We start from the raw sequence: 18,973 nt of genomic DNA on the forward strand, positions 1-18,973 counted from the left end.
GCAGTTGTATTAATCAGATAATCCACGATGTTTCAAGTCTTCCAGCGCTTGAGTTAACGTAGGGAAGGTGAATTGGAATCCGTGGTCGAGTGCTTTTTGCGGAATGACTCTCTGCCCTTGAAGCAAAACAACGGATAGTTCACCAACTAAGGTTTTAATTAAGAAACCGGGTACGGGGAACCAGTGAGGGCGATGATATACCTTGCCCACCGTGCGACCGAATTCATCATTGGTGACAGGGTTCGGGGAGGAAGCATTGACCGGACCTGCCACTTGTTTATTTTGAATGCTAAAATCAATGAGTCTTACGATATCCATAATGTGAATCCAGCTGGTCCACTGTCTGCCACTGCCGATTTTGCCGCCAAAACCCAGCATATAAGGAAGTTTCATCAATGGAAAAGCACCTTTTTTATGACCGAGAACCAGACTCACCCGGATTTTAACGAGTCTTACATTTTTGATTGCATCTGCAGCAACTTCCCACTGTTCCGAGACCCGGGATGGGAAATTCATGGATTTTTGCGGACTGCTTTCATCAAAGGTTTCGTTCGGTGAGGTTCCATAGATGGCCATGGCAGAAGCTTGAACGACCACTTCCGGCTTTTGCTCCAGGGTTTCTACCAATCGGGCTACCCGCGCTACGGTCGTTACTCGGGATTCAACAATCTCCAGCTTTGCCTTGGTTGTCCAGTGTTGATTCAGCGTTTCTCCAGCAAGGTTAACGAGAGCGTCCATACCTTCAAGCAAGTGAGGCTGTTCTTCGACTTGCTCCCATGATATATATGTAAGATTTTTACTTGGATTATGCAGGTCAGGCAGTTTTCGTGTAATAACTTTCACATGGTGCCCGGCTTGCAGCCAGTAATCTACAAGTGCTCCTCCCACAAATCCGGTACCTCCACAAATGGCAATTTTCATATCAAACATCCTCTCTATATTTCACTGCCCTGATATACACCCATGAATCGACAAACAGCCCCGTACGGTAAGCAATGCTTGTTGGGAACGACTTACCTGACGGAGCATATCTGTACATTAACCAAATCTATATATGGCTTAACTTATCTTTGTACTTTATTTAATCAAATGTTGATAAGGGGAATAATCGATTTTGTTTTTCTCCAAGAATTTTACCAAAAACTTATTATCCCGCTTCGGGGTGGCAATAATGTATCCTTTGATACAATGATCTCTCGATACTTCCGGGGCGTTGTCTTCAACTGCAATTTTACCGATCTCTGCAGCAATGGAATGTTTGGCGATGTCACGAAATGGCCCAGGTACAGGTTCAACGAGCTGATCCAAAAAAGCTTTGGCTTCATCCGTCCATAAATGACGGCTGGTTTCCACCCAATAATTTTGCCAATCCAGTTTGGACTTTCCGTCTGCTTTGGGTAGCACTTTCAAAAACTTGCGCATCATGAAAAATCCACCGATACACATGCTGCCAAGCAATAAAAAAGTCCAGAATGCGATCGTATTCATAAACCAGTTGCTGGGGGAACTGCTGGTCAGTATCATCGTGTAGGAGTCGAAAATCATTGCGGAGTCACCTCGGTTCATTGATTTTCACGGAAAGACGGATTCCGCCTACCCATGTTCCATAAATTAGCTGTCAAAAATAGCCTCTATCCCGAATTATAGCGCATTTCTAGATTTATTTCGATAATCGCGTTAGAATAAGGGATAATTCAGATTAAGGGGGATCAATAATGCTGAAAATCGGCTCCCACGTGTCCTTTTCGGACAAGGGATTATTGAGTGCAACGAAGGAAGCGTCCTCGTACGGTTCCAGTTCGTTTATGATATATACGGGTGCACCACAGAATACACGTCGCAAGCCAATTGAATCCATGTATATTGAAGAAGGTAAGCTAGCCATGCAAGAGGGTGGAATGGAAGATATCGTTGTCCATGCACCGTACATTATCAATCTTGGCTCATACAAAGACAACACGTATAGACTCGCTGTAGATTTCCTACAGGAAGAGATCCGTCGTACTCATGCCATTGGTGTCAAAAACATCGTATTACATCCCGGCGCTTTTACAGATAAAGATGCCCATTATGGGATCGGACGGATCGCAGAAGGGTTGAATGAAGTGCTGGAAGGTGTGAAAGAGACAGATGTGAACATCGCTCTGGAAACCATGGCTGGCAAAGGTACGGAGATGGGTCGCAGTTTTGAAGAGATCGCCCAGATTATCGAGAAAGTAACGTATAACGAGCGCCTGACAGTGTGTATGGATACGTGCCATATTCATGATGCCGGATACGATATCGTTAACGATTTTGACGGTGTATTGGAACAATTCGATCGCACGGTAGGACTTGACCGCATTGCCGTAATGCATATTAATGATAGTAAGAATGCTGTGGGTGCACACAAGGACCGTCATACTCCAATTGGCTCCGGCTGGATTGGGTTTGAAGCGATTAACCGCATTGTTAACCATGAGAAGCTTCAAGGACGTCCATTTATTCTGGAGACACCTTGGATTGGCAAAGAGGCCAAAACACAGCGCCCAATGTATGAGGTGGAGATTGCGTTGCTTCGTGGGGATGTTGCCGGTCGATTCGGCCAGGAATTCCTGACAGAAGTAGAACAATTGCAACACTTTTTCAAAGGTAAAGAGATTGAGTCCCGTTCGTATATTCTGGATGTGTGGACGCTGCTCAAAAATGATGCTAAAGCCAAAAAGGCAGACCCGCGTGAACCGCTGGAACGCCTCTATGACATGGTGACTGAAGCTGCGTTGTTCCCACATTTGAATGAAGAACAACTGAATCATCGCTTGATTGCATGGCTTGCGGGTTAACCCCGCAGGTCATGGCTTATATTGAAGGAGGAAGAATAACCCGATGGAGATCCACGCTAAACAAGTACGCCCTGATTCTAAAAACCGCGCCGATCGTGCGCGCATGCTCATTTCCTGTCCGGATGGTCCAGGAATTGTAGCTGCGGTATCTCATTTCCTGCATCAGCATGGAGCAAATATTGTTCAGTCGGACCAGTACACCATGGACCCTGCTGGCGGCATGTTCTTTATGCGAATTGAGTTTGATCTTCCGCAATTGTTGGTAAATTTGCCGAAACTGGAAGCAGACTTTGCAGAAGTGGCAAGCCGTTTTCAAATGGAATGGACGCTATCAGCGGTTAGCCGCAAGAAGAAATTAGCTATCTTTGTATCCAAAGAAGATCATTGTCTGGTGGAATTGTTGTGGCAATGGCAGGCAGGCGATCTGGATGCAGATATTGCGCTTGTGGTCAGCAACCATCTGGACATGAAAGAATATGTAGAATCATTCGGCATTCCATATCATCATATTCCGGTTACAGCAGATACCAAGAAAGAAGCGGAACAGCGTCAACTGGACGTGATCGGCAACGATGTGGATGTGATCATTCTGGCTCGTTACATGCAGATTATCTCTCCAATGTTCATTGAGCACTATCGCAATCGAATCATTAATATCCATCATTCATTCCTGCCCGCCTTTGTGGGTGGTAAACCGTATGCACAAGCGTATAACCGTGGTGTCAAAATCATCGGTGCGACAGCGCATTATGTTACGGAAGAACTGGATGGCGGCCCGATTATTGAACAAGACGTGCAACGTGTAAGCCACGGGGATGATGTCACCGAACTGAAGCGTATTGGACGTACCATTGAGCGTGTTGTGCTTGCACGTGCCGTGAAATGGCATGTTGAAGACCGGGTTCTCGTTCATGAAAATAAGACGGTTGTATTTTAAGTTTATACTTTAATACTGTGCAAGGTTGATTCGGAACCACATAACAGATTGAGTAAAAAGCGACCCCATTCGTTTACGAACGGTGAGTCGCTTTTTTTGCGCTGATATACTTTCCGCACAAGCCGAGCACAATACCGAATAACAGATGTCCGATTATCCAGTAGATAATGGCTGTAATATCGTAAAGGTCGGGTACACGTGAAGATAGTTGAGAGAGCGGGATGTAGAGCAGGGACGATCCAGCTCCAAGCAAGATTCCTTTGAACATCGGGTGACCTGAACGCCCTACCCACCATAGATAGAAGATGCCGATGAACACGGAAACGACGAGATGCAGAGAGAATTCAATCCATTCGGGAAGGGTTGGCGGAAGTCGAGGTACAAAATCAATATTCAGAAGCAGGGTATATACCTTTTCACCAGTGTAAAACTGAATTGTTTTGAGAAAGAATCCAAGGACAACGCCCGAAACCATACCTGTTAAAATACCCGGGAACCAGGGTAATGAACGATTTGAGTACCTAGTAGGGGGAGCAGCGGGTACAGACATGATAACAACCTCCTATGATTGATGCTTACTTTGAAAAGTAAACCACAGTCCCGCTTTCGAATCCATATTCAGGATATGTTATGTAAATTTAACTTGGATATCTAAAAAGTGTATGGTTTTCGTGTTAAAGGTTATACTTCATGCGATGGATTTGCGAGGCTTAATAGGTCTGTTTATGGAATTTAATGCCTTGTCCTGATACGGTTTTTGCTTGATTGGCAAGGGATTATTCATCAAAAACAACCGATTTTTCACGAACTTCTAAAAGAAGGTTATGGAAAAGCTTCACGCCAAGTGATACAATACAAAAGTGAATAAGTCAAAATGAAACACTCAAGCGGATTCACTTATTGTGAAATTCGGTTTGCTTGTATGATGAGAGGGATTCGCTTGCGCACCCGACTTATCTAAAGACATGAGGAGGACAAACCATGACTGACAAGAACGAAGCGATTCAAAAGGATGAAAATACTACAATCGACAACCTGTCGATTACGACCGTACGTACTTTGGCGATTGATGCAATTGAGAAGGCAAATTCCGGACATCCGGGTATGCCTATGGGCTCCGCTCCAATGGGGTACCAACTTTTTGCAAAAACGATGACTCATAACCCGGACCACCCAACTTGGGTTAACCGGGACCGTTTTGTCCTGTCTGCAGGACACGGCTCCATGTTGCTGTACAGCTTGCTGCACCTGAGCGGATACGATCTTCCAATGGAAGAACTGAAACAGTTCCGTCAATGGGGAAGCAAAACACCGGGTCACCCGGAATTCGGACATACTGCAGGTGTTGATGCAACTACAGGCCCACTGGGTCAAGGTATTGCAATGGCTGTAGGTATGGCGATGGCTGAAGCTCAACTGGGCGCAACTTACAATAAAGATAAGTTCAACGTCGTTGACCACTACACTTACGCAATCTGTGGTGATGGTGACTTGATGGAAGGCGTATCGCATGAATCAGCTTCCCTGGCTGGACGTTTGCACCTGGGCAAATTGATCATGTTGTTCGACTCCAATGACATCACACTCGATGGTAAATTGGATCTGTCTTCTTCCGAAAGTATCGCGAAGCGTTTTGAAGCTTATGGCTGGCAAGTGCTGCGCGTAGAAGATGGTAACGATCTGCCTGCAATCGAAAAAGCAATTCAGGAAGGTCAAGCAGATACACTGCGTCCTACACTGATCGAAGTTAAAACGGTTATTGGTTATGGTAGCCCGAACAAACAAGGTAAAGGCGGCCACGGCGGTACTCACGGATCTCCACTGGGTGCAGACGAAGCCAAATTGACTAAAGAGTATTACAAATGGGTTTATGAAGAAAACTTCCACGTACCAGCTGAAGTTCGCGATCACTTTGCACAAGTGAAAGATCGTGGTATCTCTGCTAATAAAGCTTGGGACGAGAAATTTGCCGAGTACAAAAAAGCATACCCTGAGCTGGCAGCTCAATTCGAAACAGCGATTAACGGCGACCTTCCAGAAGGATGGGACCGTGATCTTCCTAAATATGCAGCAACAGACAAAGCGCTCTCCACTCGTGTAGCATCCGGTAACGCTCTGAACGGTCTGGCACATAACGTGCCACAACTGACAGGTGGATCTGCTGACTTGGAAAGCTCCACAATGACTCACTTGAACAACCTGGAGAACTTCACACCTGAAGATTACTCCGGCCGTAACATCTACTTCGGTATCCGGGAATTCGGTATGGCTGGAGCAATGAACGGTATGGCACTGCACAGTGGTGTGAAAGTATTCGGAGGTACGTTCTTCGTATTTACCGATTACCTTCGTCCGGCTGTTCGTCTGGCTGCCCTGATGGGATTGCCTGTAACGTATGTTCTGACTCACGACAGTATCGCTGTTGGTGAAGACGGTCCTACGCACGAACCGATCGAGCAACTGGCATCCCTGCGTATCATCCCTAACCTGACGGTTATTCGTCCGGCTGACGGTAATGAAACTTCGGCTGCTTGGGCTTACGCGCTTGAGAACAAGAGCAATCCGGTTGCACTCGTACTCACTCGTCAAAACCTGCCGATCCTCGAAGGTACCGTTGAAGGTTCACGTGAGAACGTGAAACGTGGTGCTTATGTTGTGTCTGATGCAAAAGATGGCAAACCGGTAGCACAAATCATCGCTACAGGTTCTGAAGTGCAATTGGCTGTTAAAGCTCAAGCAGCACTTGCAGAACAAGGCATTCAAGTTCGCGTAATCAGCATGCCAAGCTGGGATCTGTTCGAGAAACAGGACAAAGCTTACAGAGAGTCAGTTCTTCTTCCGGATGTTAAAGCTCGTCTTGCAATTGAAATGGCTTATCCAATGGGCTGGGAGAAATATGTTGGAGATCAAGGTGACATTCTCGGAATCAGCACATTCGGTGCTTCCGCGCCTGGCGACCGTGTTATCCAAGAGTATGGCTTTACAGTGGACAACGTGGTTAGCCGCGTAAAAGCATTGCTGTAATAGAGGTTGTTCAAAAAGTCTACTTTTGATTACGAAGGATGCCTCACGGCATCATCAGCGTCGAATATGGGATTCAGCCGAAAAGTACTGAAAACCTGACTTTTTGAACACGCACCTATAGTTTCATAAGCGCTGCTATGGTTGGGAGGGCACCATGCTCTCCTGATCCATGGCAGTAAGTTATTTCCGCAGAACATGGGCGGTAACTCATTATCGCCCTGATCTGTTTTGCCTTTTGTTTTCATTAACTTCAGGGGAGCGGGTACGCATGTCACAATTCGATCAAGTCAGTGTAGTGAAAGAGGCCAACATTTATTATGAAGGTCAGGTAACCAGCAGAACGGTTATTTTGGGGGATGGCAGCAAAGTGACTCTGGGCATCATGCTTCCAGGCAGTTATGAATTCGGTACGGATTCCCGTGAAATTATGGAGATTCTGTCCGGAGATCTGAAAGTATTGCTTCCCGGAGAAGAAGAGTGGCAAGAGATTCAAGGCCAAGCTACGTTCCACGTGCCTGCCGAATCCAAATTTAAACTGGAGATACGCAGCGTTACTGACTACGTCTGCTCGTACCCGGCGGAATAACATAAGAAGGGTAAGCAGAACCGCAACCTGCGGATTCGGTTTACCCTTTTTGCTTCTTGAATACGAACGACAAAGTTCGAGCGGCAAGCTTGTCAGCCCCGTGGATTTGAAGTATCCTTAAGGCAAGTTGTTTAGAATGGAATACGGAAAACACGCACTATAACCGAAATCAGGAGGTATTTGAGATCATGGCAAAAAAAGTGACATTTGACTATAGCACAGCATTGCAATTTGTAAATCAGCACGAAGTGGATTATTTCGCAGAACCAATTCGTTTGGCTCATGAGCAGCTCCACAACGGAACAGGAACAGGGTCCGACTATCTGGGCTGGATTGACCTGCCAACGGCTTATGACAAAGAAGAGTTCGCCCGCATTCAAAAAGCAGCTGCCAAAATCCAAAGCGACTCCGAAGTACTGATCGTTATCGGTATTGGTGGATCTTACCTGGGTGCACGTGCAGCGATTGAAATGCTGACACACTCTTTCTATAACAACCTGCCAAAAGATAAACGCAAAACGCCTGAAATCTATTTTGCAGGAAACAATATCAGTTCCACATATGTAACTCACTTGCTGGATCTGGTTGAAGGCAAAGATTTCTCCGTAAATGTTATCTCCAAATCAGGTACAACAACAGAACCGGCAATCGCTTTCCGTATCTTCCGTGCAGCATTGGAAGAGAAATACGGTAAGGAAGAAGCACGCAAACGCATCTATGCAACGACAGACAAAGCGCGCGGTGCATTGAAAGAACTGGCGAATGCTGAAGGGTATGAATCTTTCATTATTCCGGACGATGTAGGTGGACGTTACTCCGTTCTGACAGCTGTAGGTTTGCTGCCTATCGCAGCAGCGGGTATCAGCATCGAAGAAATGATGCAAGGTGCGGCTGACGCATCCAAGGAATACAGCAACCCGAACGTAGCAGAGAACGAAGCATATCAATATGCAGCTGTTCGTAATGCATTGTATCGTAAAGGAAAAGGCACAGAGATTCTCGTAAACTATGAGCCATCCCTGCACTTCGTGTCCGAGTGGTGGAAACAGTTATTCGGAGAGAGTGAAGGTAAAGACTACAAAGGGATCTACCCAGCATCTGTTGACTTCTCTACAGACTTGCACTCCATGGGTCAATTCATCCAGGAAGGTAGCCGGAATATCTTCGAAACCGTGATTCAGGTTACTGAAGTTGCAGAACATATCTCGATCAAATCCGATCCGGATGACTTGGATGGTCTGAACTTCCTTGAAGGTAAAACGATGGACTTTGTTAACAAAAAAGCGTTCCAGGGAACACTGCTTGCACATACAGATGGTCAAGTACCAAATCTGATTGTGAACATTCCAGATATGACTCCATATTCTTTCGGATATCTGGTATACTTCTTTGAAAAAGCATGCGGCATCAGTGGCTACCTGCTGGGTGTCAATCCATTTGACCAACCGGGCGTGGAAGCGTACAAGAAAAATATGTTTGCATTGCTGGGCAAACCAGGCTTTGAAGAAGAGAAAGCAGCGCTTGAAGCGAGACTTTCCGAATAATTCATCGGTCTGCTCATATAGTTAAATAAGCTAATGTAAATCTATCCGGGGATTACTGTTGAGTGTAATACAGGGTTCCCGGATATAGATAACCAGGGCAGTTCGTCCGCGTTCACGCGGGGAACTGCTTTCTTGTAAAATGGGACTCAGGAAAAGACTAGAAAGTTGGATTTGGGATGATTGAACGTTATCGCACGGTTCGAGGACCGGGCAATCTGGAAATTGTAATCAAGAAGTCGCGATTTATCGGACATATTATGCCGGTCACGACAGAGGAAGAAGCCGTTGCCTTTATTGATGATATCAAGAAAAAACATTGGAATGCGACTCATAACTGCTCTGCGTACATGATTGGGGAGCGGGATGAGATCCAGAAGCAATCCGATGACGGGGAACCTAGCGGAACAGCAGGGAAACCCATTCTTGAAGTAATTAAAAATCAGAAATTAAAAAATGTGGCAATTGTGGTTACACGATACTTTGGGGGAATCATGCTTGGAGCCGGAGGGTTAATTCGGGCTTATACGGATGGAGCTGTAGCAGCCATTGAAGCCGGAGAAGCCATTACCAACGTGCTGCATCGTGAAGTGTTTGTTGAACTGGATTATACATGGTTGGGTAAAGTGGAAAATGAGTTAAGGAGCCGGGAAGTCCGTACAGGTGAAACTGGATTCACCGATAAGGTTACGTTGACTTGTCTTCCGCCGGATAGTGAAACCGAGGCTTTTGTAGCCTGGATCACGGATTTGACGCAAGGGCAATCCCGGATCACGGAGGGACAGCGGCTTTATTTTATTGAAGGGGAATAAAATATATGGCTAGAAGAGCAGTCGAACAGGAGTTGTCGAGGGAGCGGATACTGGAGGCGGCGAGGCACCTTTTTATTACCAAAGGATACCGCGCCATTTCGATGCGAAGCATCGGCCAGCATCTAGGCTATAGTCATGGGTCGCTGTATTATCACTTTAAGGAAAAGGCAGAGCTGTTCTATGCCATCGTGGTTGAAGATTTCAATTATCTGGGGCATTTGCTGCTGCAAGCTATGGTCAGGCCGGTTCGTGATGATGTTAGCAAGGTAGAGCACATTATGATGGAGTTTATTCGTTTTGGTCTGGAGAATCCCTATCAATACGAGATTATGTTTATGATCAGGGACGAAGAACTGTTGTCTTATTGTCGTACCGAACAGGGACGCTGCTTCGAATTATTTGCATCGATTATAAGGCAGTATATGAACGAAGCGAACTGTACGGAAGAGGATATTCAAAGGGTACCGCGTACGCTATTTTTGGCTATGCACGGATTCATTTCTTATTACATTCAGGACCGTTTAACGTTTGAGGAGATTGAATCGTCTGCGCTGTCTCATGTCAAAGTGCTGTGCCGCAATCTGGGTCAGCAGCCTGAGTCTGGCGTCCAATAATGGCGCAATTGTTGCACCCCTACACTTCAGGGCGGTGATTTGTCATAACTTTAATTCTTTATCACATTGTCTCGCGAAAGTTAATGAGCGCAGAAGACCAAGTCAGGCGGCTCCGACCCGGTAAGAGGGTGGACCGCCTGTTTGTGTGTGCAAAAACGAAAGAACAGATGCAGGCCTGTTCGCCTGGAACTAGCCTTCCATGATTTTGAGAAAGTACTCCCGCTCACGTGGTCCATCGAATTCGCAAAAATAAATGCCTTGCCAGCGGCCAAGCAGCAACCTGCCTTCGTGAATAATCACCGTCTGTGATGGCCCTGTTGTGATTGATTTGAGGTGAGAGGCTGTATTGCCTTCGGCATGTCGGTACTTGGGATGCTCCCAAGGATACACTTCGTCCAGACGTAACAAGACATCGTGTTTTACATCCGGGTCTGCATTCTCGTTGATGGCGATCCCCGCGGTTGTATGTGGGCAGTAGATGAGCACCGTCCCGTTCTGCACACCACTACTCTGGACAACCTGCTTCACGTCCCGTGTGATATCCTTCATTTCATCTCGTGTGGAAGTGGATATATTCTTCGTATATAACATGTTTAATCACTCCTTATCATCTCTGTTCTTACCCTCGATTGTACCTTAACCACTACATACCAAACAAACCACATATGTAAGGTGAAAAAAAGAAAATCGCCTCATAACGGAGAGGACAGAAATAACCTGAAGAAGCGTAAGCTAAAAGCTTTCTGTAAGAAAGCTGCTTCGGAAGCATAAGCTTCACCTTTATCACCGGATTTCCCCTTTAATACAAAGGGGATTAAAGAAATCTGGGGATAACAGTGATCGGAAGGTTGTTCTGGCCTCGCAGTGTACAGGTGCGATTATAATTAATTGATCTTATATCTGGCCTAATTATATTCAATAAAAGCATTGACGATTAGCACTGCAAACTGGTAAAGTATCAGAAAAGCAAAACCAAGTAGACTAATGGGAATAATAATAAAGTAATATCATCCAACTTAGGAAAATGTCGTATTGAAGCCAGGAAGACTGCCGACCGGAGCTAAAGCCGGAGGCTGGGAGGGAACGCAGCAATGAATACCGTTCTTCGTCATAAGGGATGGACTTGGGGATTCCGCAGTACCGTATTGTTATATTTTATCGTACTTATTGTACTTCCAATCATCGGTGTGTACGTCAATTCCTTCTCTGAAGGATGGAGCAACTTTGTTCAGAGCATTATGGACCCCATCGCGTGGAAAGCCGTACTGCTGACGATTCGGTTGGCCGTGATTGCTACGCTGATTAATGTGGTTCTGGGCACAATGATTGCCTGGGTGCTGACAAGGTATCGCTTTGTAGGCCGATCGTTTCTTAACAGTCTGGTTGATCTCCCGTTTGCACTGCCAACAGCGGTGGGCGGTTTGATGATTATGCTGCTATTGGGTCCGGTCAGTGCCATCGGGAAACTGGCAGAATCCATGGGGTTTGAGATTGTATTTCACCAGCCCGCAATTGTTATCGCGATGACTTTTGTCACGTTTCCGTTTGTGATCCGCGCGGTGCAGCCTTTGCTGGAAGAAATCGATCCTTCCGAGGAAGAGGCCTCGTACACAATGGGGGCATCCAAGGCTCGCACGTTCATGCAGGTTATTCTGCCATCCATGGCACCTGGCATGATCAGTGGAGGGATGCTCGCTTTCTCCAGAGGACTGGCTGAATTCGGGGCTGTCGTGCTGGTGGCTGGTAACATTCCGGGAAGAACACTGACTGCTTCCGTATTTATTTACGGGGAGATTGAAAGTGATAATCCCACGGGTGCCGCTGCTGTATCCGTGTTGCTCCTAACGCTCTCCTTCCTGATCCTCTGGCTGATTAATCTGGTGCAGATGCGGGGGAGAAGACGATGAGACGACTCTTAATCGGATTGACGTTTGCGGTATTTATCGTACTGCTGATCATCCCGCTTGGACGCATTTTTATTGGTGCATTTGAAGACGGGGCAGATGGATTCCTGAAAGGGCTGATGCGCCCTGAGGCGTTACATGCTTTGATGATGACCGGACTGGTAGTCCTGGTGGTCACCCTGTTAAATACATTGTTTGGCATCATGATGGCTCTGTATCTGGTTCGTGCCGGATGGTTGAGTGAACGGATAAAAGGGCTGCTGAACAGCATTGTAGACCTGCCTTATGCCGTATCTCCTGTCATTGGCGGTTTGATGATTGTGTTGATGTTGGGACCTAACAGCATTATGGGCGCTTTTTTTGAAGGGATTGGATTTAATGTGGTCTATGCCTTCCCGGGTATGGTGATCGCAACGTTATTTGTTACCTTTCCACTGATGGTCAGAGAGGTTATGCCTGTCCTGCAGGAACTTGGTTCTCAACAAGAGGAGGCTGCTTCTACACTGGGCGCCTACGGCTGGAGAACGTTCTGGAGTGTGACATGGCCTTCGATCCGCTGGGCGGTAGTGTATGGTCTGGTCTTGACGGTTGCGCGCTCACTTGGGGAATTCGGTGCAGTGCTGGTTGTATCCGGTAATATTATGAACAAAACGCAGACAGCAACAACCCTGGTGTATCAGGATGTTGAGAATTTTAATGTGGCTGCCGCAAATGGTGTTGCATTGGTGCTGGTCACCTTCTCCGTCGGGCTGCTGCTCCTGATGGAATGGGCCAAGAAGCGAAAGGAAGTGCATTGATATGCATGTAGAAGTCCGTGATCTGAACAAACATTTCGGTGATTTTCATGCGGTAAAAGATGTCTCATTCGATATTGCCAAAGGCCATCTGATCGGTCTGCTTGGACCCAGCGGAGGCGGGAAGACTTCCATTCTGCGGATGCTTGCGGGTCTGGAGAATCCAGGTTCCGGAGAGATTCGCTTTCATGGGAAAGTCGTGAACCATCTGCCTCCACAGGAGCGTGGAATCGGATTTGTATTCCAGAACTATGCCCTGTTCAAACATATGACGGTATTTGAGAATATTGCTTTTGGACTCAAGGTCAAGAAGACACCGAAGGCCCAGATCCGTGATCGGGTTATGGAACTTGTTGAACTGACCGGGTTAAAAGGTTTCGAACAGCGCTATCCACATCAGTTGTCTGGTGGGCAGCGTCAACGTGTGGCTTTTGCCAGAGCACTCGCCCCGGAGCCGCAGCTGTTATTGCTGGACGAACCGTTCGCGGCCATTGATGCCAAAATCCGTCAGGAACTGCGTTCATGGTTACGGGAGCTCATCGAGCGAGTGGGAATCACTTCGATCTTTGTAACGCATGACCAGGATGAAGCAATTGAAGTGGCGGACGAGATCATGATTATCAGCCAGGGTCGTCTGGAACAGAAGGGCACACCTTGGGATATCTACAAAAACCCGCAGACACCGTTTGTCGCTACATTTATCGGGGAGTCTACGGTTGTGGAGGATGCTTCCCAGTTGAAAGGATTCGAACATGCCGTCGAGGGTGAACACACCAAAGCGCTAATTCGACCGGAGTATATTGAGATCGGCTTGAAAAACGAGTTCACCATGTTGTCTGCAACGGAAAAAGGTACAGTCAAACATCTTCATTTCCGCGGTAGTCAATGGATGGTAGAGGTGGATGTACAAGGGCACAAGTTAATCACCTATCGTTCCCTGGAGAAAACGACCTTGGAGATTGGTCAACAAATTCGCGTTCTTGTACACCGTGCATACCTGTTCAATGACTCCAACAGTTGGGTGGTTGAGAACCGACTGAAGGAAGATCCGATGCCGGTGATGATTTAGTCAAGTGGAAGAAAGGGGCTGCCCATGCAGATGAGGAAGAAGAAAGTCATACTCTTATATGTTGCCCTCATGCTTCTGCTCGTCTGCATGACCGCTGGATGCAGCAAGCAGGAGGAGTCAAGCGAACAGAATGAGCCCGCTGGTACCGATTCATCCAATACGCTAGTGATCGGTGCTTATAGTGTAGCAAAAGACGCTGTAGGCGAGTTGCTGCCCAAGTTCCAGGAAGAGTGGAAGGCAAAGACCGGACAGACGATTAACTTCCAGGAGTCCTATGAAGCTTCGGGTACACAGGCAAGAGCCATCGTCGGTGGATTCGAGGCGGATGTGGCCTTGCTCGCGATGGAGAGTGATATCGACAAGCTGGTCAAAGCCGATCTGGTTAGCCCCGATTGGAAACAGACCCCTCATGAGGGCATGATCACCCGTTCGATTGTTGTTCTGGGCACCAGAGCTGGCAACCCGCTTGGAATTCATGATTTTCAGGATTTAACCAAGCCGGGAGTGAAGGTACTCTACCCTAATCCAAAGACATCTGGGGGCGCACAATGGGACATTAATGCCATTTATGGTGCCGGATTGAAACTGTCGGAGGAGCAAGAGGGGAAGAAAGATCCTGCCGCAGCCAAAGCTTTTCTCGAACAGGTACATCGTAACGTTGAGTCATTGGACAAGAGTGGGCGTTCTTCGATGGCGGCTTTCGAATATGGCGTAGGTGATGTAATCGTCACATATGAAAATGAATTGCTTGCCCGGATCGCCAAAGGTGTAGATTACGACATCGTTATTCCGAAAAATACGATTCTCATTGAGAACCCGGCAGTCGTGGTGAATAAGTATGCCGACAAACATGGGAATCGTGAACTGGCTGAAGCCTTTGTCGCATATCTGCGTACACCAGAAGCACAGCAGATTTTCGCGAAGCATGGTTTTCGTTCCGTAGACCCGGATGTATTTGCACAGACGGAGTCGACATTCCCAACACCTGAAGGGTTATTTGATATCAACTATCTGGGTGGATGGGACGAGGTACGCAGTACGCTGTACTCCAAACGTGGCGTGTGGTATCAGGTGCTTGCGGGATTATGAGTATTGCTGATGTAATCGAATAGATAACCGAGCATGTGGATACTAAACCTTCATTTCAATGGAAGTAGAGATGAAGGTTTTTTACTGCCAATAGGATATAATAGAGGTATACTGAATCATGATTGTTACATAGTACTAACAGGAAGGCGTGAATTGGATGAGTTCAGAGATTAAATTATCCCAAAGTACAGCGATTCGACTGGAGCAGGCCCGCGGTAAGGGGATGTCCGAGGAAGATATTCTAAAAGCTATTCAAGCCAAAGATGTTTCCGCTTTTGACGCAGTGTCTGAAGAGGAATACCGATATAATGAATTTTTCTCGTATGCGGACGAGCACGGTGAAAATCTGGAGGCAGCAGTGAAAGACGGCTACCGGATTACCTTTAACACGCGTGGTGGGCTTGGAATTTGGTTGGAAAAGGCCTTTAAGGTGCAGCCAGAGAAAGACTTCACGGTGGGTGAAGGAATCGTCACCGGATTACAGTTGAAACCGGAGCAGGCAGAGGTGCTGGCGAAGCGGCTTGCGTCGAACTGGGTGATTACGGATTCGAAGGATGTACCTGCGGGTAAGGAATTGACATTGAAGCTGCGGGCACTGGTGTAGTTCGAGCATTGAATTCATATGAATTCAACGCTCCAAAATGGAGCGAAGCATGGAGATGAAGGTCTGACGGTGAACAGTCAGACCACAGACTGTCCTGAATTGCAGTGCATAACTGCTGCGGGATGGTCTTTTTTTGCAAAAACAGAGGTGCACGATTACAATCTACATATCATGAATTCAGGGGGAATGCGGATTGAATCAGCTAACATTTCTGGGCACTGGCGATGCGATGGGCGTTCCACGTGTGTATTGCGATTGCGAAGTGTGTACAGAGGCGAGGCTTACGGGAGAGAATAAACGGAAACGTTCCTCTGTTCTGATTGACTATGATGGCGATGGTGCGAGTGAACAATTCATGATCGACTGCGGGCCGGACTGGAGATCACAGATGGAGGATCAGGGATTGCGTATGGTGCATACGCTGCTCATCACGCATGCCCATTTTGACCATATTGGAGGATTGCCGGAATGGGCAGATGCGTGCCGCTGGTTGGGTGTAAAGGGACGTTTGTATGCACCACGCGAAGTGATATCCACCATTCAGGGACAGTTTCCCTGGTTGGGGCGTCATATGGACTTTCTGGAAACGGATGATGATATTGAACTCGGGGGATGGAAGGTGAATTCCTGGAAAGTGTGCCATGGGCATAACGGGTATTCGTACGCGTATCGGCTGGATCGGGTTGGGTATAGCTGGGCGTACTGTTCAGATGCCATTGACCTGAAGGAATCCGAGAAAGAGCCGCTACACGGATTGGATATGCTGGTGCTGGGAACAAGCTTTGTACATGAACATGCGGAATTCTCCACACGTTCCGTGTACGATATGCGCGAGGCACAGGAGCTGCTGCGGGAACTGAAACCGGGTCATACCTATTTTACACATATGTCCCATGACGTTGATGTACGCCAGAATTATAATCTGGATCAAGGCATTACGATTGCTCTTACCGGGATGAAAGTGCCGCTTGGAACCCTTCGTACTTAAAAGTGGGAGCAGGGAAAAAATGATTTTAGAAGAGCGTATCCTTTGGAGGAGGTTCTTCGTTTACATAGTGTGAGTCACAATAATCAGGAACCAGCAAAGGGGGGCCCCCGATATGGCCTTTGTGAAGTCCGTGAATTGCCGCATGAACAGACCACAAGAGGATGAACTAAAAAATAAACCTGATCTGGAATCCGGTGATATCGCCGGACATCCAGTTAACCAGGACATTCATGCCGTCTTAACCGACCTGATGGGTCCGTTATATGCGTATTGCTTATCCCTGACCAGATCTGTACCCGAGACCGAGGACTTGGTTCAGGATACTTGTCTCAAAGTATTGTCGTCCACGGCGGTGCAATCTTCCGAGACGACGAAAGAGATGAACTGGGAGGCTTATCTGATCCGAATTGCTCGCAACAGCTGGATTGATATGCTTCGGAAGCAACAGAGATTGCATTCCATATTGGATGGCTTGAAGCCTGTTATGCGAGAGTTCACAGAGGAAGAGCATTTTGAAGAGCTAGAATCTGCTGTTCAGTTATTAATTAGCGAATTACCACCCTGGCAGCGTGCCATATATGTATTACGTGAATTAATGGGTTATAAGGCGGCAGAGACTGCGGATATGCTGGAGACGACAGAAGGCGCTGTGAAAGCGGCGTTAAGTCGTGCCCGTTCAGCCATCGCTGAGGTGAGGCACAGGTTGGAACAATCGGACGCTGAATTGCAGTATGAAGAGGGCTCAGTGGAGGACAATCAACAGGAGCTGCGCAGCTATCTGCTGGCATTCCGCACGGGAGATACTGCGCGCATCATTGATCTGTGCCTGAATCGGACCGATGATCCGATGGCTGTGGCCGGCAGCATTTTGCAGCAGACTCTGCCGTCTCCATCCATGCAGCCAGTGATGTATGGGTACGCCGCTTCCGTAACGAATGCGATGTCGTATGGAGGTGGGTACACGGTCAACATGGTTGCCTAAACCAAGGAGGCGACACACATGAATGTAGTACCCTATGTAGTGGAACAGACCGCTCGTGGTGAGCGGAGTTATGATATTTATTCACGTTTGCTCAAAGACCGAATTATTATGGTGTCCGGGGAGATTGAAGATCAGATGGCAAATGCCATTGTGGCTCAGTTGTTATTTTTGACTGCCGAGGACCCGGAGAAAGATATTCAGATGTACATTAACAGCCCTGGTGGGTCGGTGACCGCGGGATTTTCGATCTATGACACGATGCAATTCGTGAAGCCGGATATCTCCACGATCTGTACAGGTATGGCGGCAAGTTTTGGTACGATATTGTTGGTGGGTGGAACAAAAGGTAAACGTATGGCGTTGCCCAACAGTGAGATCATGATCCATCAGCCACATGGCGGTACGCGAGGGCAGGCGTCGGATATGCTGATTCATGCTAACCGCATCATTCAACATCGTCAACGTCTTAACAAGCTGTTAGCCGATCATACAGGACAGTCGATTGAGCGGATTGAGAAAGACTCAGATCGAGATTATTTCCTGACCGCTGCTGAAGCAGTCGAATATGGATTGGTGGATAAAGTCATATCCAGCTCATAACAGTAGCCCGGAGGGTCATGTGACCTTTCGGGCTTGATTAACCAAGAGGACGAACAGGAAACTGACGTCCTCTTTTTTGTCGTCCAGATTTGCCAGCCCATGTCTATGGATCGAATCAGAATTGAGAATAATGTGAAAAAAGATTGACCATCGGTAGGTATAGTGTATATATTATATATACACACTATACCTACCGGAAACTATTCAACATCAATGAGGTGAGGAAAGATTAACATTTTAATATCGAACGCATCGAGCGATCCGATCTATATGCAGATTTTAACTCAGATCAGACAGAGCATCTTGAGCGGAGAATTGGTTGCTGGAGATAGTCTTCCTTCCATTAGGCAGCTCGCCAAGGATCTGCAAGTCAGTGTTATTACAACTAAACGTGTCTATGAAGAGCTGGAGAAGGAGAAGCTGATCGATTCAGTTGTAGGAAAAGGTAGCTTCGTATCTGGAGTCAATCAGGATTTTATTCGGGAGCGACGGATGAAACAATTAGAAGAGAAAATGCTCGAAGTAATTGGGGAGAGCAAAAAACTGGGTATGAGTGCACAGGATGTAATCCAACACTTTACATTGTTGTATGAGGAGGAGTAAGCAT

20 protein-coding genes are annotated in these 18,973 nt (G+C 47.0%); 16 read left to right on the forward strand and 4 right to left on the reverse strand.

Annotated elements, in window-relative coordinates; translation table 11 throughout:
- Positions 1 to 9: 9 nt before the first annotated feature.
- Together MKX40_RS07080 and MKX40_RS07085 are read right to left on the reverse strand one after the other, a co-directional pair.
- Positions 10 to 921: a TIGR01777 family oxidoreductase gene (locus MKX40_RS07080; RefSeq protein WP_339240409.1), complete on the reverse strand. Its 912-nt coding sequence runs from the start codon at positions 919 to 921 to the stop codon at positions 10 to 12.
- 156 nt (positions 922 to 1,077) lie between these two features.
- Positions 1,078 to 1,545 carry a DUF2621 domain-containing protein gene (locus tag MKX40_RS07085; protein WP_339240412.1) on the reverse strand — a complete coding sequence of 156 codons (468 nt, stop codon included), beginning with the start codon at positions 1,543 to 1,545 and terminating at the stop codon, positions 1,078 to 1,080.
- 170 nt (positions 1,546 to 1,715) lie between these two features.
- Between MKX40_RS07085 and MKX40_RS07090 the strand changes: the two genes are divergently transcribed.
- A complete protein-coding gene (locus MKX40_RS07090; RefSeq protein ID WP_149846393.1) occupies positions 1,716 to 2,822 on the forward strand; it encodes a deoxyribonuclease IV in 1,107 nt (368 codons plus the stop codon).
- A gap of 43 nt (positions 2,823 to 2,865) precedes the next feature.
- Entirely contained in the window at positions 2,866 to 3,759 is an 894-nt protein-coding gene (gene purU, locus MKX40_RS07095) for a formyltetrahydrofolate deformylase (RefSeq protein ID WP_339240413.1), read from the forward strand.
- A gap of 73 nt (positions 3,760 to 3,832) precedes the next feature.
- Here purU and MKX40_RS07100 read toward each other — a convergent pair whose 3' ends face one another.
- Entirely contained in the window at positions 3,833 to 4,309 is a 477-nt protein-coding gene (locus tag MKX40_RS07100; RefSeq protein WP_339240414.1) for a hypothetical protein, read from the reverse strand.
- Between the two features lie 431 nt (positions 4,310 to 4,740).
- Between MKX40_RS07100 and tkt the strand changes: the two genes are divergently transcribed.
- From tkt to MKX40_RS07125, 5 genes are all read left to right on the forward strand, one after another.
- A complete protein-coding gene (gene tkt, locus MKX40_RS07105; protein WP_339240415.1) occupies positions 4,741 to 6,783 on the forward strand; it encodes a transketolase in 2,043 nt (680 codons plus the stop codon).
- 268 nt (positions 6,784 to 7,051) lie between these two features.
- On the forward strand, positions 7,052 to 7,369 hold the full coding sequence (locus tag MKX40_RS07110; protein ID WP_105408176.1) for a pyrimidine/purine nucleoside phosphorylase: 318 nt from the start codon (positions 7,052 to 7,054) through the stop codon (positions 7,367 to 7,369).
- A gap of 188 nt (positions 7,370 to 7,557) precedes the next feature.
- A complete protein-coding gene (locus tag MKX40_RS07115) occupies positions 7,558 to 8,913 on the forward strand; it encodes a glucose-6-phosphate isomerase (protein ID WP_017689982.1) in 1,356 nt (451 codons plus the stop codon).
- 176 nt (positions 8,914 to 9,089) lie between these two features.
- Positions 9,090 to 9,722 (forward strand): YigZ family protein, encoded by a 633-nt coding sequence (locus MKX40_RS07120; protein WP_253431918.1) that lies wholly within the window; start codon positions 9,090 to 9,092, stop codon positions 9,720 to 9,722.
- A gap of 5 nt (positions 9,723 to 9,727) precedes the next feature.
- Entirely contained in the window at positions 9,728 to 10,336 is a 609-nt protein-coding gene (locus tag MKX40_RS07125; protein ID WP_339240417.1) for a TetR/AcrR family transcriptional regulator, read from the forward strand.
- Between the two features lie 189 nt (positions 10,337 to 10,525).
- Here the strand turns inward: MKX40_RS07125 and MKX40_RS07130 are convergent, their stop codons facing one another.
- Positions 10,526 to 10,927, reverse strand: a complete 402-nt coding sequence (locus MKX40_RS07130; protein ID WP_339240418.1) for a secondary thiamine-phosphate synthase enzyme YjbQ — start codon at positions 10,925 to 10,927, stop codon at positions 10,526 to 10,528.
- 500 nt (positions 10,928 to 11,427) lie between these two features.
- Between MKX40_RS07130 and cysT the strand changes: the two genes are divergently transcribed.
- From cysT to MKX40_RS07175, 9 genes are all read left to right on the forward strand, one after another.
- Positions 11,428 to 12,243 carry a sulfate ABC transporter permease subunit CysT gene (gene cysT / locus MKX40_RS07135; protein ID WP_017689978.1) on the forward strand — a complete coding sequence of 272 codons (816 nt, stop codon included), beginning with the start codon at positions 11,428 to 11,430 and terminating at the stop codon, positions 12,241 to 12,243.
- Entirely contained in the window at positions 12,240 to 13,037 is a 798-nt protein-coding gene (locus MKX40_RS07140) for a sulfate ABC transporter permease subunit (protein WP_339240419.1), read from the forward strand. The genes cysT and MKX40_RS07140 overlap by 4 nt, the downstream gene beginning before the upstream one ends.
- Position 13,038: 1 nt before the next feature.
- Positions 13,039 to 14,103 carry a sulfate ABC transporter ATP-binding protein gene (gene cysA, locus MKX40_RS07145; protein WP_091015266.1) on the forward strand — a complete coding sequence of 355 codons (1,065 nt, stop codon included), beginning with the start codon at positions 13,039 to 13,041 and terminating at the stop codon, positions 14,101 to 14,103.
- Between the two features lie 24 nt (positions 14,104 to 14,127).
- The gene (locus MKX40_RS07150) at positions 14,128 to 15,192 is read left to right on the forward strand and encodes a sulfate ABC transporter substrate-binding protein (RefSeq protein WP_339240420.1); all 1,065 of its coding nucleotides are present in this window, start codon (positions 14,128 to 14,130) and stop codon (positions 15,190 to 15,192) included.
- Between the two features lie 157 nt (positions 15,193 to 15,349).
- A complete protein-coding gene (locus tag MKX40_RS07155) occupies positions 15,350 to 15,796 on the forward strand; it encodes a hypothetical protein (protein WP_339240421.1) in 447 nt (148 codons plus the stop codon).
- 193 nt (positions 15,797 to 15,989) lie between these two features.
- Positions 15,990 to 16,784: an MBL fold metallo-hydrolase gene (locus tag MKX40_RS07160; protein WP_339240423.1), complete on the forward strand. Its 795-nt coding sequence runs from the start codon at positions 15,990 to 15,992 to the stop codon at positions 16,782 to 16,784.
- A gap of 112 nt (positions 16,785 to 16,896) precedes the next feature.
- Complete coding sequence (locus MKX40_RS07165) at positions 16,897 to 17,766, forward strand: RNA polymerase sigma factor (protein ID WP_339240424.1); 870 nt, start codon at positions 16,897 to 16,899, stop codon at positions 17,764 to 17,766.
- Between the two features lie 18 nt (positions 17,767 to 17,784).
- A complete protein-coding gene (clpP, locus tag MKX40_RS07170) occupies positions 17,785 to 18,366 on the forward strand; it encodes an ATP-dependent Clp endopeptidase proteolytic subunit ClpP (protein ID WP_017689971.1) in 582 nt (193 codons plus the stop codon).
- Positions 18,367 to 18,594: 228 nt separating this feature from the next.
- On the forward strand, positions 18,595 to 18,969 hold the full coding sequence (locus MKX40_RS07175; protein ID WP_339242960.1) for a GntR family transcriptional regulator: 375 nt from the start codon (positions 18,595 to 18,597) through the stop codon (positions 18,967 to 18,969).
- Positions 18,970 to 18,973 lie beyond the last annotated feature (4 nt).

Origin of the sequence: Paenibacillus sp. FSL R5-0517 (assembly GCF_037974355.1) — a bacterium.
Taxonomy (GTDB): domain Bacteria; phylum Bacillota; class Bacilli; order Paenibacillales; family Paenibacillaceae; genus Paenibacillus.

Bases quoted from the DNA above. Each gene is read 5' to 3' on its own strand.
- MKX40_RS07080 (WP_339240409.1), bottom strand. From the start codon at position 921: ATGAAAATTGCCATTTGTGGAGGTACCGGATTTGTGGGAGGAGCACTT.
- MKX40_RS07085 (WP_339240412.1), bottom strand. From the start codon at position 1,545: ATGATTTTCGACTCCTACACGATGATACTGACCAGCAGTTCCCCCAGC.
- MKX40_RS07090 (WP_149846393.1), top strand. From the start codon at position 1,716: ATGCTGAAAATCGGCTCCCACGTGTCCTTTTCGGACAAGGGATTATTG.
- purU (WP_339240413.1), top strand. From the start codon at position 2,866: ATGGAGATCCACGCTAAACAAGTACGCCCTGATTCTAAAAACCGCGCC.
- MKX40_RS07100 (WP_339240414.1), bottom strand. From the start codon at position 4,309: ATGTCTGTACCCGCTGCTCCCCCTACTAGGTACTCAAATCGTTCATTA.
- tkt (WP_339240415.1), top strand. From the start codon at position 4,741: ATGACTGACAAGAACGAAGCGATTCAAAAGGATGAAAATACTACAATC.
- MKX40_RS07110 (WP_105408176.1), top strand. From the start codon at position 7,052: ATGTCACAATTCGATCAAGTCAGTGTAGTGAAAGAGGCCAACATTTAT.
- MKX40_RS07115 (WP_017689982.1), top strand. From the start codon at position 7,558: ATGGCAAAAAAAGTGACATTTGACTATAGCACAGCATTGCAATTTGTA.
- MKX40_RS07120 (WP_253431918.1), top strand. From the start codon at position 9,090: ATGATTGAACGTTATCGCACGGTTCGAGGACCGGGCAATCTGGAAATT.
- MKX40_RS07125 (WP_339240417.1), top strand. From the start codon at position 9,728: ATGGCTAGAAGAGCAGTCGAACAGGAGTTGTCGAGGGAGCGGATACTG.
- MKX40_RS07130 (WP_339240418.1), bottom strand. From the start codon at position 10,927: ATGTTATATACGAAGAATATATCCACTTCCACACGAGATGAAATGAAG.
- cysT (WP_017689978.1), top strand. From the start codon at position 11,428: ATGAATACCGTTCTTCGTCATAAGGGATGGACTTGGGGATTCCGCAGT.
- MKX40_RS07140 (WP_339240419.1), top strand. From the start codon at position 12,240: ATGAGACGACTCTTAATCGGATTGACGTTTGCGGTATTTATCGTACTG.
- cysA (WP_091015266.1), top strand. From the start codon at position 13,039: ATGCATGTAGAAGTCCGTGATCTGAACAAACATTTCGGTGATTTTCAT.
- MKX40_RS07150 (WP_339240420.1), top strand. From the start codon at position 14,128: ATGCAGATGAGGAAGAAGAAAGTCATACTCTTATATGTTGCCCTCATG.
- MKX40_RS07155 (WP_339240421.1), top strand. From the start codon at position 15,350: ATGAGTTCAGAGATTAAATTATCCCAAAGTACAGCGATTCGACTGGAG.
- MKX40_RS07165 (WP_339240424.1), top strand. From the start codon at position 16,897: ATGGCCTTTGTGAAGTCCGTGAATTGCCGCATGAACAGACCACAAGAG.
- clpP (WP_017689971.1), top strand. From the start codon at position 17,785: ATGAATGTAGTACCCTATGTAGTGGAACAGACCGCTCGTGGTGAGCGG.